The sequence below is a fragment of the Gluconacetobacter johannae genome (assembly GCF_014174305.1).
Lineage (GTDB): Bacteria > Pseudomonadota > Alphaproteobacteria > Acetobacterales > Acetobacteraceae > Gluconacetobacter > Gluconacetobacter johannae.
On sequence record NZ_JABEQH010000016.1, the window covers coordinates 63,458 to 75,790 of the forward strand.

12 protein-coding genes are annotated in these 12,333 nt (G+C 68.2%); 2 read left to right on the top strand and 10 right to left on the bottom strand.

What is annotated here, in order from left to right; translation table 11 throughout:
• Positions 1–10: 10 nt before the first annotated feature.
• The 7 genes from HLH21_RS12260 to HLH21_RS12290 all read right to left on the bottom strand — a co-directional run bounded on the left by HLH21_RS12260 (position 11) and on the right by HLH21_RS12290 (position 9,866).
• On the bottom strand, positions 11–1,828 hold the full coding sequence (locus tag HLH21_RS12260) for a nickel-dependent hydrogenase large subunit (protein ID WP_182944036.1): 1,818 nt from the start codon (positions 1,826–1,828) through the stop codon (positions 11–13).
• Positions 1,825–2,904, bottom strand: coding sequence for a hydrogenase small subunit (locus HLH21_RS12265; protein WP_182944037.1), 1,080 nt, complete (start codon positions 2,902–2,904; stop codon positions 1,825–1,827). The genes HLH21_RS12260 and HLH21_RS12265 overlap by 4 nt, the downstream gene beginning before the upstream one ends.
• A 155-nt stretch (positions 2,905–3,059) precedes the next feature.
• Positions 3,060–5,405 carry a carbamoyltransferase HypF gene (gene hypF, locus HLH21_RS12270; RefSeq protein WP_182944038.1) on the bottom strand — a complete coding sequence of 782 codons (2,346 nt, stop codon included), beginning with the start codon at positions 5,403–5,405 and terminating at the stop codon, positions 3,060–3,062.
• Between the two features lie 2 nt (positions 5,406–5,407).
• Positions 5,408–6,883 carry a nickel-dependent hydrogenase large subunit gene (locus HLH21_RS12275; RefSeq protein ID WP_182944039.1) on the bottom strand — a complete coding sequence of 492 codons (1,476 nt, stop codon included), beginning with the start codon at positions 6,881–6,883 and terminating at the stop codon, positions 5,408–5,410.
• A gap of 166 nt (positions 6,884–7,049) precedes the next feature.
• Positions 7,050–8,051 carry an NADH-quinone oxidoreductase subunit B family protein gene (locus tag HLH21_RS12280; RefSeq protein WP_182944040.1) on the bottom strand — a complete coding sequence of 334 codons (1,002 nt, stop codon included), beginning with the start codon at positions 8,049–8,051 and terminating at the stop codon, positions 7,050–7,052.
• A 2-nt stretch (positions 8,052–8,053) separates the two neighbouring features.
• Entirely contained in the window at positions 8,054–9,415 is a 1,362-nt protein-coding gene (locus HLH21_RS12285; RefSeq protein ID WP_182944041.1) for a sensor histidine kinase, read from the bottom strand.
• A 151-nt stretch (positions 9,416–9,566) separates the two neighbouring features.
• Positions 9,567–9,866 (bottom strand): helix-turn-helix domain-containing protein, encoded by a 300-nt coding sequence (locus HLH21_RS12290; protein ID WP_182944042.1) that lies wholly within the window; start codon positions 9,864–9,866, stop codon positions 9,567–9,569.
• Between the two features lie 48 nt (positions 9,867–9,914).
• On the opposite strand from HLH21_RS12290, the gene HLH21_RS12295 reads away from it, so the two are divergent.
• Together HLH21_RS12295 and HLH21_RS16920 are read left to right on the top strand one after the other, a co-directional pair.
• Entirely contained in the window at positions 9,915–10,178 is a 264-nt protein-coding gene (locus HLH21_RS12295) for a hypothetical protein (RefSeq protein WP_182944043.1), read from the top strand.
• Positions 10,175–10,375 carry a NepR family anti-sigma factor gene (locus HLH21_RS16920; protein WP_264812033.1) on the top strand — a complete coding sequence of 67 codons (201 nt, stop codon included), beginning with the start codon at positions 10,175–10,177 and terminating at the stop codon, positions 10,373–10,375. Before HLH21_RS12295 ends, HLH21_RS16920 begins: the two co-directional genes overlap by 4 nt.
• Before the next feature lie 5 nt (positions 10,376–10,380).
• Here the strand turns inward: HLH21_RS16920 and HLH21_RS12300 are convergent, their stop codons facing one another.
• The 3 genes from HLH21_RS12300 to HLH21_RS17045 form a co-directional block, all read right to left on the bottom strand.
• A complete protein-coding gene (locus HLH21_RS12300; protein WP_220789796.1) occupies positions 10,381–11,304 on the bottom strand; it encodes a 5'-nucleotidase in 924 nt (307 codons plus the stop codon).
• A 34-nt stretch (positions 11,305–11,338) separates the two neighbouring features.
• A complete protein-coding gene (locus tag HLH21_RS12305) occupies positions 11,339–12,040 on the bottom strand; it encodes a type ISP restriction/modification enzyme (RefSeq protein WP_246379667.1) in 702 nt (233 codons plus the stop codon).
• A partial coding sequence (locus HLH21_RS17045) for a type ISP restriction/modification enzyme (protein WP_246379669.1) occupies positions 12,037–12,333 on the bottom strand: 297 nt, incomplete at its 5' end. The genes HLH21_RS12305 and HLH21_RS17045, both read right to left, overlap by 4 nt.

Here is a 12,333-nt window from a genome sequence, read left to right on the forward strand (position 1 = left end):
TCCTGCCCCCTCAGCGCACGGTGACGCGGGCGAGTTCCTCGCCGTCGGGCGCCATCACATGGGTGGCGCAGGCCATGCACGGGTCGAAGGAGTGCAGCGTGCGGAGGATTTCCACCGGCTGTTCCGGGTTGCTCATCGGCGTGCCCAGCAGGGACGCCTCGAACGCGCCGATATTGCCCCGCGCGTCGCGCGGGCCGCCGTTCCAGGTGCTGGGCACCACGCACTGGTAGTTCTCGATCCGCCCGTCGCGGATGCGGATCCAGTGCCCCAGCCCGCCCCGGGGCGCCGCCACGATGCCCACGCCCTTGGCTTCCTTCGGCCAGGTGGACGGGTCCCATTTCGACACGTTGGCGGTCGCCAGGTCGCCGTTGCGGATGTTGGTTATCAGCGCGTCGTAATCGTCCAGAAGCTGCTGGGCGCAGTAATGGGCTTCCAGCGCGCGGGCCAGGGTGCGGCCGATGGTCGTCGGCAGGGCCTGCTGCGGCGTCAGCGCCGTGCCCGCCAGGCTGTTGAAGCGGCCCAGCGCGTCATCGACCTGCGCCTTCACGTACGGCACACCCTTGGCGTAGGCCAGGATATAGCGCGCCAGCGGCCCGACCTCGCACGCGTTGCCGCGCCAGCGGGGGGCTTTCACCCACGAATATTTGGCGTTCTCGTCCACCTCGACGATGTTGGTGCGCGTGCCCTTGGCGCCCGCGCCCAGCGCGTAATGCGGGTCGGTCACGCCGTCCCAGGGGTGCAGGCCCACGTCCTCGCGCCCCTTGCCGTATTCGTACCAGCTATGGGTGACGAATTCCTGCACCTGCTGCGGGTCGCGGGGATCGACGGGGTGGATCTCGTTCCAGTTGCCGCCGATGATCGCGCCGCCGGGCAGGCGGTCGGTCGATTTGTCGCCCTGCACGGTGGGGTAGTCGCCGTAGTCCATCAGGTTGCTGGTCGCCAGCCCGCCGCCGTACAGCCAGCCCTTGTAATAGCTGGCGATGGCCAGCACGTCGGGCAGGTAGACGTTCTTCGAGAATTCGAAGGCGTCCTGGATCTTCTGCTGGATGAAATTCAGGCGTTCCATGTTCAGCGGCGCGCCGGCGGCCATGTCGCCGTCGATGTTGATGGCGCAGGGCACGCCGCCGACCATGTAGTTGGGGTGCGGGTTCTTGCCGCCCAGGATGGTGTGGACCTTGACGATTTCCTTCTGGAAATCGAGCGCCTCCAGATAATGGGTCACCGCCATCAGGTCCGCCTCGGGCGGCAGGAGGTACGAGGCGTTGTCCCAGTATCCGTTCTTGAAGATGCCGAGCTGTCCGCTTTCCACGAATTTCTTCAGCCGGTTCTGCACGTCGCGGAAATAGCCGGGCGAGGACTTGGGATGATCGGGCGAGACCGACTGCTGCAACGCCGAGGTCGCGCGCGGGTCGGCCTTCAGCGCGTTGACCGGATTGACCCAGTCCAGCGCGTGCAGGTGATAGAAATGCACCACATGGTCGTGCCACGCCAGCACCTTGGCCATGATCTGGCGGATCAGGAAGGCGTTGGTGGGGATGCGGATGTCCAGCGCGTCTTCCACCGCGCGGACCGACGCCAGCGCGTGGCAGCCGGTGCACACGCCGCAGATGCGTTCGACGAACGCCCAGGCGTCACGCGGGTCGCGCCCCTTCAGGATCACTTCCAGCCCGCGCCACATCGTGCCGGTGGACACCGCGTTGCGGATGATGTTCTGCGCGTCGACATTGACCTCGACGCGCATGTGCCCCTCGATGCGGGTGATCGGATCGACCACGATGCGCCGGCCGGCGTTGTCCAGGCTGAAGCCGTTGGGTGTCTGGATGGTCATTGGGCGTCATCCCCCTTGTAGCGGGCGCGGGTGAGCGCGCTGATGGCGGCATGCGCCGCAAGTCCGGCGCCCACGGCGCCCCCGGCGGCAAGGCCGACCTTGTCCGCGCTGGCCTCGATGCCGAAGCCGCTGACATCCTGCAGCCGCGCGTACCACGACCCCTTGTCCCAGAACCCGTCCTCGGAACAGCCGATGCAGCCGTGGCCCGACTGGATGGGGAAGGACACGCCGTCGTTCCAGCGCACGGTGGAGCACGCGTTATAGGTGGTCGGCCCCTTGCACCCGACCTTGTAGAGGCAGTAGCCCTTGCGCGCGCCCTCGTCGTCGAACGCCTCGACGTACTGGCCGGCGTCGAAATGCGGGCGGCGGTAGCATTTGTCATGGATGCGCTGCGAGTAGAACATCTTCGGCCGGCCCTGGCGGTCGAGTTCGGGCAGGCGGTCGAAGGTCTGCATGTAGGTGATGACGCCGGTCATGACCTCGGCGATGGGCGGGCAGCCCGGCACCTTGATGATCGGCTTGTCGAGAATGACCTTGTGCACCGGGGTGGCCTGCGTGGGGTTGGGCCGCGCGGCCTGCACGCAGCCGTACGACGCGCACGACCCCCACGAGATGATCGCCTTGGCGCCCGAGGCCACGCGCCTGAGCTGCTCGACGAAGGGCTTGCCGCCGATGATGCAGTACATCCCGTCCTCGTTGAGCGGCGGATTGCCCTCGACGGCCAGGATGTAGTTGCCGTGGTATTTCTCCATCACCTCGTCGAGGATGGCTTCGGCCTGGTGGCCGGCCGACGCCATCAGCGTGTCGTCGTAATCCAGCGAGATCATGGACAGGATGACGTCCTTGACCAGCGGATGCGCGGCGCGGATGAAACTTTCCGAGCAGCAGGTGCATTCCAGCCCGTGCAGCCACAGCACCGGCGTGCGCGGCTTGGTTTCCATGGCGTGGGCGATCTGCGGCACGAATTCCGGCCCCAGCCCCAGCGCCGCCGCCGTCAGCGAACAATATTTGACGAACGAGCGGCGCGTTATCCCCTGCCGCCGCATCACGTCATAGAAGGTTTCGAGAACAGCCATCAGCGCAGAGTTCCTCCCTCGGCTGCGGATCGCCCCGGACCCGCCTCATGCCTGGAAGGAAGCAGAAAGCGTACCAACCGCCGGAAGGGCCGCGAACGGCGACCCCCCGGCCGGGTGGCGGGGCGGAAGTGGAAGCCCGCTGATCGGAAAGACGATCAGTGGCCTTCCAGACTCCGGGCCGCTGCGATCACGGCCTGCCCCAGCGCCAGCCCGCCGTCGCCGGCCGGCGCGCGGGCCGGCAGCAGCACGCGCAGCCCCGCCGCGCGCAGCCGCCCCGCCAGCGCCTCGGCCAGCAGGGCGTTGTGCATGGCCCCGCCGGACAGCGCGACGGTGTCCAGCCCCTCGGCCCTGGCGGCGCGCTGCGCCAGGTCGGCGAAGGCGCGGGCCAGCCCGGCATGGAACGCCGCCGCGATCCGGGCCGGGGGCACGCCGTCCGCCTTGTCGCGCAGGGCCGCGCGCCACATCGGGGCCGGGTCGATCTCGGCCAGCCCACTGTTCGTCCGCAGGCCGAAGGGCGCGGCGTCGGCCGCCCGGTCCGCCCCGCGCGCCAGGGCTTCCAGCCGCATCGCGGCCTCGCCTTCGTAGGACATCCGCGCGGGCGCGACCTCCAGCAGGGCCGCCATGGCGTCGAACAGCCGCCCGGCGGAACTGCACGGCGGGGCGTTGACGCCCGCGCGGATCATGGCGCGCAGCACCGGCAGCGGGCGGCCGGCCAAGGCGGGCGCCAGCCCCCGCGCCACCGCCGCGTCGGCGCCGTCCGGCCCCAGCGCGGCGTCCAGATGCGCCAGCAGCATGCGCCACGGCTCGCGCGCCGCGACATCGCCGCCGGGCAGCGCCACCGGCGCCAGCCGCCCCACCCGGCGGGCGGCGCGATAGTCGCAGACCAGGACCTCGCCGCCCCAGATGGTGCCGTCCTGGCCCAGGCCGGACCCGTCCAGCGCCAGCCCCACCACCGCCGGCCCATCGGCGGGCAGGCCGTGTTCGGCCATGCAGGCGGCGACATGGGCGTGATGATGCCAGACAGGTTCGACCCGCAGCCCGCCCTCCGCCGCCAGCCGGCGGCCCAGCGCGTGGCTGCGGTACTCGGGGTGGGCGTCCACCGCGACCACGGCCGGGGCTTGCGCGAACAGGGCGCGGTAGTCGGCCAGGGCCGCCCGCAGCGCGTCTTCCACGCCGGCATCATCCAGATTGCCCATATGGTGCGACAGCAGGGCCTGGCCGGTGTGCGTCAGGCAGAAGGCCGATTTCAGGTCCGCCCCCATCGCCAGCACCGGCGGGGCCGGCGCGAAGCCGGGGGGCAGGGCCAGCGGTTCGGGCGCCAGCCCGCGCCCGCGCCGCAGGGTGCGCGGCTGGCCGTCCACCACGGCCATCACGCTGTCGTCCAGCCGCCGCGCGATCGGGCGATCGTGCATCAGCCAGCCGTCGGCGATGCCCGCCAGGTCGCGCAGCGCCGCCGCGTCGTCGATCACCTGCGGGCAGCCGGACGCATTGCCGCTGCTCATCACCAGTGGCGCGCCCACCCGCGCCAGCAGCAGCGCATGCAGCGGCGTATAGGCCAGCATCACCCCCAGCCGGTCCAGGCCGGGGGCCAGCCCGGCGGACAGCCCGGCGGACAGCGGCGCGTCGGCCCGCGTCGCCACCGGCACCACGGGGGCGGATGGGTCGGCCAGAAGCTGCCGCTCCGCCGCCGTGGGGCGGCAGAACGCCGCCAGCATGGCCGCGTCGCGCATCATCACCGCCAGCGGCTTGGCCGGGCGTCCCTTGCGCGCGCGCAGCAGGGCCACCGTCGTATCGCAGGTGGCGAGGCAGGCCAGGTGATAGCCGCCGATGCCCTTCACCGCCACGATTCCGCCGGTCAGCAGCAGGCTGGCGGCGGCCGCCAGCGCCGCGTCGCCCTCGGCCGGCCCGGCCTCCGGCCCGACGAAGCGCAGGCGCGGGCCGCAATCGGGGCAGGCGATCGGCTGGGCGTGGAACCGGCGGTCGGCGGGGTCGTCGTACTCGGTGCGGCAGGCCGGGCACAACGCGAACCCCGCCATCGTCGTGCGGGCGCGGTCGTAGGGAAAGCCGGACACGATGGAAAAGCGCGGGCCGCAATCGACGCAGTTGGTAAAGGCGTAGCCATGGCGGCGCGCCGTGGGGGTGTGGATTTCGTCCAGGCAGGCGGGGCAGGTCGCCAGGTCGGCCACGATCCCGGCGCTGACGCTGCCCGCCGCGCTGGGCGCGATGTCGAAGCCCGGCCCGCCGTCATACGCGCCCGGATGGCGCGTCACCGTGCCCACCCGCGCGCGCGGCGGCCCGGACCACAGCGCCGCCACCAGCGCATCGCGCGCCGCCCGTGGCCCCGCCACCCGGATTTCGACCGTATCGCCCAGGTTACGCACTGTGCCCCGCAGGCCCAGCCGCCGCGCCGTGCGCCAGACGAACGGGCGGAAGCCCACCGCCTGCACCAGGCCGCCGACCACGATCCGTTCGGCGGCGGGCTCCGAAGGGTCGTCCGGCACCCTCAATGCACCGTGCAGGCCATGCAGGGATCGAAGGCGCGCACGATATGCTGCACGGACAGCGGCGCGCGCTCGCCCGCGCGGACCGGCGCGCCCACCAGCGCCCGTTCCAGCGGGCCGGGGGTGCCCGAGGCATCGCGCGGCGAGAAATTCCACGTCGTCGGCGCGATGATCTGGTAGCCGGCGATCCGCCCGCCCTCGACGCGCAGCCAGTGCCCCAGCGCGCCGCGCGCGGCCTCGGTCATGCCCACGGCGCGCCCGTCGGGCACCGCCGCCTGCACATGGCACCAGGGGGCGCCGGGGCGCAGCATCCGCACCCATCCTTCCATCGCCATCAGCAGGCGCGCGCTCTCGACCAGCCGCGCGACCACGCGGGACAGGACGTTGCCGCCGCCGCGCGCCACCAGGTCGCGCGCCAGCGGCTGCCCCGCGACAAGCTGCCGCGCCAGCGCGCCGGTCTCGTACGGCAGGCCCGACAGGCGCGGGGCCTTGCACCAGCTATAGGCCGCCCCGTCGCGCAGGCGCGGGATGGTGGACCCCGCGAAGGGCGGGTGCGGGCGGTCGTGATCGTCCATGTGGCTGGCCGTGTGGTCCTCGGTCACCGTCGCGATATCCAGTGGCCGCGTCCCGCCGTCCACGAACCGCCCGCCGGGCCACAGCCGCGCGTCGTCATCGGCCGACAGCCCGCCGGGATAGGCCCCGTAGCTGAGGAACCGGTCGTAGGCCCGCCCCGACTGTTCCAGCCCCAGGTCGGCCGCGATGTCCAGGAACAGGCGGAAATCGCCCTGCGGACCCTGGGCGCGCCACGCCTCCAGCGCCGCCGCGTCGGTCAGGGCGGCCACGTCTTCCAGCGCTGTGCCGAACAGGGTGTCTTCCAGCGCCGCGCGCACGCCGGCCAGGATGCTGCCCAGCCGCGCGCAGTCCTGAATGCCCACTCCGCGCGACACGCCCCCCGGCTGGATCGCCAGCGTATGCGGCCAGTGCCCGGCCAGCACCCCCATGACATGCAGCAGCAGGGCGCGCGTCTGCAGGATGGACCGCGCCGCCGTGCCGCGCATGGCCGCGAAGCGCGCGTGCGTCCGTGCGAACCAGGGCCGCCCCTCGTACTCCGGCCGCGCGAAATCGGGCATGAAGAACAGGTGGAAATGCGTCAAATGGTCGGCCAGGTTTTCGGTCGCCAGGATCAGGTTCGTCGCCGCCCGTCCGTTCGCGGTGGGGCCGATGCCCATCACCCCGGCCAGCGCCAGCGCCGTGGCGTGCGATTGCGACACCGAACAGATGCCGCAGATCCGGGGCGCGATCGCCAGCGCGTCCATCGGGTCGCGCCCTTCCAGAATCCGTTCGATCCCGCGAAACAGCGTGGCGTTGACCTGGGCCGCGCGCACCTGCCCGTCGGCGATGTCCAGCCGCACCTCCAGGTCGCCCTCGACACGGTTGAACGGCCCGACCACCAGCCGCGTGGCGTCCTTTTCGGTCATGTCGGGCGTGCCTCAGGGCGCTGCCCTGAAACCCGCCAAAGGGCTGAGCCCTTTGGAAACCCAGTCGTTTCATTCATGATCGGGGTCCAGGGCCTCAGGCCCCACGATCCTGATAACGGGTGGGTTCGGGCAAAGCCCGAGCGATCTGCCACGTCTGCCATCCGTCCTACCGTCGTTTCGGCGTGCGGCAGGGGGGCGGGACGACCTGATGGTCGCTGACGGCGTTGCGGGCCAGGCGGTCGGGCGTGGCGGCCTTGGCCAGGGACGACAGCGCCACGAACCACGCCTTGGGCATGTCGGTGGGCAGGCCGACGGGGATGCCCGCGATCTTGGGCGTGCGGGCGAAGGGGTGGCCGGGTTCCTCGAATTCCGGGGCGGTGCAGTTGATGCAGGCATAGCCGCCGCGCGTGCACGACCCGCCGCCGTTCCACAGCCGCGTGTTGCAGTCGCCATGCGCCTGGGTGCCGATGCAGCCCATGTGTTCCATCATGCAGCCCTGTTCCGAGGGGTGCAGGGCGCTGGCCTTGTATTCGTAAAACTCGTTGCGGGTGCAGCCGTGATGCACGAGCTGGTCGGCGTAGAAGCGCGGGCGGCCGAAGGCATCCAGCCCGTCGGGGCCCAGCGCGCCCTGCGCCAGCAGCATCAGCGTTTCGGTCACCCAGTCCGGATGGGTGGGGCAGCCCGCGACATTGACCACCGGCAGGCCGCCGCGCGCGCGGAAATCGGCCCCCAGCGCGCCGCCCGGATAGTAGCCGTCGAATTGCAGCCCGCAGGCGTCCAGAATGTTCGGCGAGGCCGCCGTGACCCCGCCATAGGCCGCGCAGGTGCCCACCGCCACCACATGCCGCGCCGCCGCCGCCAGGTCGCGCACCCAGTCGATCACCGGGCGGTCGGTGCCGGCCAGCACGTGAAACCGGCCCGTGCCCTCGGGCCCGCGCAGCATCGCGCCTTCGACGCACAGGGCGTCCAGCGCCTGGCGGCCGCGCAGGATGTCGTCGAACAGGTCCCGCGCCTCGGCCCCCGTGCGTTCGGACAGGCTGGGGTGCCACAGCAGGTCGATGCCCGCGCCCCGCAGCGTGGTCAGCAGGTCGGGCGATTCCGCGCACAGCAGGGACATGGTGCAGCCCCCGCATCCGCCCGATTGCAGCCACAGCACCGTAAACGCCATGCTCAGGCCCCCATTCCGCCGGTGTTCCCGTGTCCGTCATCGGGCATGAAGGCCGGCAGGTCCAGTGTCATCGTCGTTCCGCCCGCCGGGTGGCGCGATGCCGCCAGCAGGCCGCCGTGCTCGGTCACCATGCGGTAGCAGATGGCCAGCCCCAGCCCGGTGCCCTTGCCGACCGGCTTGGTGGTGAAGAACGGGTCGAAGATCCGGTCCATGATCTCGGGCGCGATGCCGGGGCCGTTGTCGCGGATGGTCAGGCACACGCGCCCGCCCCGCCGGGCGCCGGCGATGTCGAGGGCCGGGTGTTCGATGCCCTCCATCGCGTCCACGGCGTTCTGCACCAGGTTCATGACGACCTGTTGCATCTGCCCGGCGTGGCCGTCGACCTCCAGCGTGCTGTCGAGGTCGGCATGGACGGTCACGGAGCGGCCGCAGGTGGCCAGCACCCAGTCCAGCGCCGTGCGCGCCACGCCCGCCAGGTCGAACGGCGTGCCGGGGGCGCGCCGGTCGGCGGAAAAGCGCCGCAGGTCGGCCACGATGTCGCGCACGCGCTCGGCGCCTTCGACGATGCCGGACAGGGCGCCGTCCAGTTCCGACAGCACCATGTCGATCCGCAGGTCCTGGCGCTGCCGCGCGAAATCGGCCGCGCGCGGGTGGGCATGGATGGCCGCCAGATAGGCTTCCAGCCGCCTGGTGAAGCGGCGCAGCGTGTGGGCGTTGCCGTAGACGAAGGAAATCGGGTTGTTCAGCTCGTGCGCCACCCCGGCCACCAGCCGGCCCAGCGACGCCATCTTTTCAGCCTGCACCAGTTGGGCCTGGGCGTCCTTCAGGCTGCGATGGGCGCGGTCCAGTTCGGTATAGGCGCGACGCAGTTCGCCCAGCGGCCGCGCCGCCAGCACCACGCCCGAGGGCCGCCGCCGCGCGTCGTACAGCACGGTGCCGTTGACCGCGAAGGGCATCGGCCCCGCCGCCGCCGCCAGCATGAATTCCCGGTCTTCCAGCCGCTGCCGCCGGGCGATGGCGTTGGCGACATCCGCCGCCGTGGTGGGCGAGCGCGCATCGACCAGTTCCGTCAGCAGCCGCCCCGCCAGCCCGTCCGCGCCGGCGGGGAACAGCCGCTCGGCCGCCTGGTTGGTGCGGACCACCCGCAGCGCGGTATCGCAGGCCACCAGCACGTCGGACATGGAATCGAACACGCCGGCCATGAAGGCGTGCGCGCCCTCAAGCTCGGCGTTCTTGCGCTCAAGCTCGACCTGCTGGCCCACCAGTTCGGCCCAGGTCTCGTCCATCTTGTTCATGACGCTCAGCCACAGCCGGTCGTCATCGCCGGGCGACCGGGGCAGGCCGGAAGGCCCTTCGTCAGTCATGATCGCCCTTTGACATTCCCCGCCTCCGGCCAGCCGCGTGTGGCCACGGCTGTATAGCACAACCGGACGGACTATGTGATCGGGCGGGTGATGTCGATCCGTCTCGGCTGAGTCACGGTGGCGGCGTGGTGCAACTCCGTAAGCCCGCCTTTCACAGGTCTATCTGGACAAGAACAGCCGGATTGATCTGAAGAATTTGAGCAAGCCGGAGCAGGACCATAAAGGTTGGATTCCGCAACCCTCTTTCCATGCCGCTGATATAGGTCCGGTCCAGCTCTACACGATCAGCCAGTTCTTCCTGACTGATACCAAGCCGGATCCGTTCCCGATGAATGATCCGCCCCAGAACCACCCGAGGATCTTCCCCTTCCCGAGTTCGCAGTTCCGATGACGGGCGCCGGGGCTTCCGCGGGGCTCTCTCCCGGAAAAATGGCTCTGCAGTCTTGTTCATGCGGAAAATCATGAACAGCCTTGCAGATTATAATCCACGGACTATAAGATGGTGGACTATAGTCATCATAGACAGAGGGAAGACATGCCGGCAGGATCGCAAATGGCCTCATACGCCGAAGCGAACGCTCAGGCGATGGCTGATTCTCTCATCGTTGTTTACGGCATCAAGGCCCGTGGCATGACGCTGCGTCATATAGCCCGCTGCCTTGAACTGAAGCTGATTGACGATGTTGAATTCTGGCTGCGTGTCCGCAACCGGATCGACTGGCTTCTCCGGACAGTCCGGCGCGCAGGAGACATCGTCCAGTGAGCAAGCCTGTATCAGACTTGTCCGGGCAGGCTGACGGCGATCGCGCCTTTATCCTGTGGCTCCGACACAGGCTACGCGGGATGTTCGGACATGTGGCCGACGAACCGATACCGGATAACCTCTTGCACATTCTGCGAAACCCCGACGATACATCAGATGAAGCAGGCTGTGATCGAGCAGTTCGGCCACAATCGTAATTCGTTCAAGAGGCCGGAATAATAGGCGTGTTCGGGTCATGTGGGCCGGGAACATGGCCGGATGGCACTACGGTCGAAGCACTCAGGACGTGTTTCTCTTGGTCGTCGAAGAAGATGTGCGCGCCGAAAGCGTGTAATACAGGCGCTTTATTCCAGATTCCTACGAAATGGGCTTCGTCGGCCGGCGTGTCCCAAGCGCGTAATGTGCGGACGACACGTTCATGGGCCGGTGCGTTCCGCGCCGTTACCAAGGCAATGCGAACCTTGCTGATATTTCCGTCATTGAGATAGACCTTACGCAACGCTGACAGCTTATGGAGGAACTTGCCGAACGGTCCACGTTTCATTGGATTGGCCGCGTTCGCAGTTTCATGTGCCAGAAAAGCTTCAAGGCCATGTTTTTGATAAATCTCATCGGATTCCGGCCCGAAGACGACGGCGTCGCCATCGAACGCGATACGAACCTCGTCGACTCGGGCGTCTTCAACTCCCGGCGGCGCGATGCCCAGACGCGCAGCGGCGGCTCCACCCTTCACTGCTCCCCTGACGTCGGCGTCCTCGTTCGAGAGAAACAGATCGATCTTCCACGCCGGGATGTAGGGAGACAATGACCTCCCGCTGGTGAAGCTTCCGGTCTTGATGTCCAGCCCATAGCTTCTGATGGATTTGAACGCTCTGAGCGACAGGTCAGGCGAGTTCCGCGAGAGCAGCACGACCTCCACACACGGCTTCGCTCCTGCCTCATTCAAAGCCAGAAGCCGCTCCACCACATCGAAGCCGGCGCCTTTGTCGATGATGACGTCTTCCCGATCAAGTTGCATGGCGGCGTAGGCGTGAACGCCTTGTTCCCGGAAGACGTTGTGCTCCTCCTCGAGATTGAACAGCGCCCGGGTCGAGACACCGATCCTCAAGGGTTCGGCGCGGAGCATGTCGACGGCGGCCTGTCGATTAGGGAGCATCCGATTATATCTCCAGTCTCGGGAGGTCACGGACGACCCGTAGCGTTTCCAGGCTCACGGTGATGACGCGAAGGAAGAGGTCCAGCGGGTAGCGCGGGTCGTGCATGGTCTCGGTGGCCCAGGCGTTGGCGTCCTTGACGAGGTGGCTTTTCGTGTCCGTCTTCACGCTTTGGCGCTCCATCACCCATTCGAGCGCTGGCTTGCCGTTCACCACATATTCATAGGCTTCGAGCGGAATGCCGGTGATGGTGATGTTGGCGTTGTAGATCACGGTGGATTTGTCGAGCGTGGGGCGCTTGCCCGCGAATTTCATCTGCTCCACCCGGTAGAAGCGTTCGGGATCGGAAGGCGGCCCGAGCGACGGGTCGCCGTGTGGGAAGGTGACGGGGTAAGGTTCCACCTGCTCATAGTTCACATGCAACGCGGCCAAAGCACGGCCAGCCTTAGAAAAAGCCCAGAAATCGGAGGCGGTTTTCACGCGGGGAATGCGCGGCAACTGTTTGGACAGGTTGTCGGCGAAACGGGCGCGATAATCCTCCGAATGAAGCAAGCCGTAGACATAATAGAACAGGTCTCTTTTGGTAATCGCCTCTTCGGGATAGGCGGCCTGAAAATGGGCCAGCCCTTCATCCGTGATACCGTCGCGGCGAACGAGTCGTGATTGAGACGGTTTCTCTTCAAAGAGGCTGCCTTGCGGATCGCTCATTGTCCATCCTCCGTTTCGTAGAGAAACATGGGGAAGCATTGGCTGCCGTCGATATCCACCATGTGGAGGCTCGGAAGAGCGCTGCACATCAGCACGCTGAAGGCGGCTTTCTGCCCCCCGCCTGACGTGCAAATCACCATATTTTTCTCTTGCTCTTCTGTTAATGGGCGTGTACAATTCTGTTCTGTTCTGTTCTGTTCTGTTCTGTTCTGTTCTGTTCTGTTCTGTTCTGTTCTGTTCTGTTCTGTTCTGTTCTGTTCTGTTCTGTTCTGTTCTGTTCTGTTCTGTTCTGT

Bases quoted from the DNA above. Each gene is read 5' to 3' on its own strand.
- HLH21_RS12260 (WP_182944036.1), bottom strand. From the start codon at position 1,828: ATGACCATCCAGACACCCAACGGCTTCAGCCTGGACAACGCCGGCCGG.
- HLH21_RS12265 (WP_182944037.1), bottom strand. From the start codon at position 2,904: ATGGCTGTTCTCGAAACCTTCTATGACGTGATGCGGCGGCAGGGGATA.
- HLH21_RS12275 (WP_182944039.1), bottom strand. From the start codon at position 6,883: ATGACCGAAAAGGACGCCACGCGGCTGGTGGTCGGGCCGTTCAACCGT.
- HLH21_RS12280 (WP_182944040.1), bottom strand. From the start codon at position 8,051: ATGGCGTTTACGGTGCTGTGGCTGCAATCGGGCGGATGCGGGGGCTGC.
- HLH21_RS12285 (WP_182944041.1), bottom strand. From the start codon at position 9,415: ATGACTGACGAAGGGCCTTCCGGCCTGCCCCGGTCGCCCGGCGATGAC.
- HLH21_RS12290 (WP_182944042.1), bottom strand. From the start codon at position 9,866: ATGAACAAGACTGCAGAGCCATTTTTCCGGGAGAGAGCCCCGCGGAAG.
- HLH21_RS12295 (WP_182944043.1), top strand. From the start codon at position 9,915: ATGGTGGACTATAGTCATCATAGACAGAGGGAAGACATGCCGGCAGGA.
- HLH21_RS12300 (WP_220789796.1), bottom strand. From the start codon at position 11,304: ATGCTCCGCGCCGAACCCTTGAGGATCGGTGTCTCGACCCGGGCGCTG.
- HLH21_RS12305 (WP_246379667.1), bottom strand. From the start codon at position 12,040: ATGAGCGATCCGCAAGGCAGCCTCTTTGAAGAGAAACCGTCTCAATCA.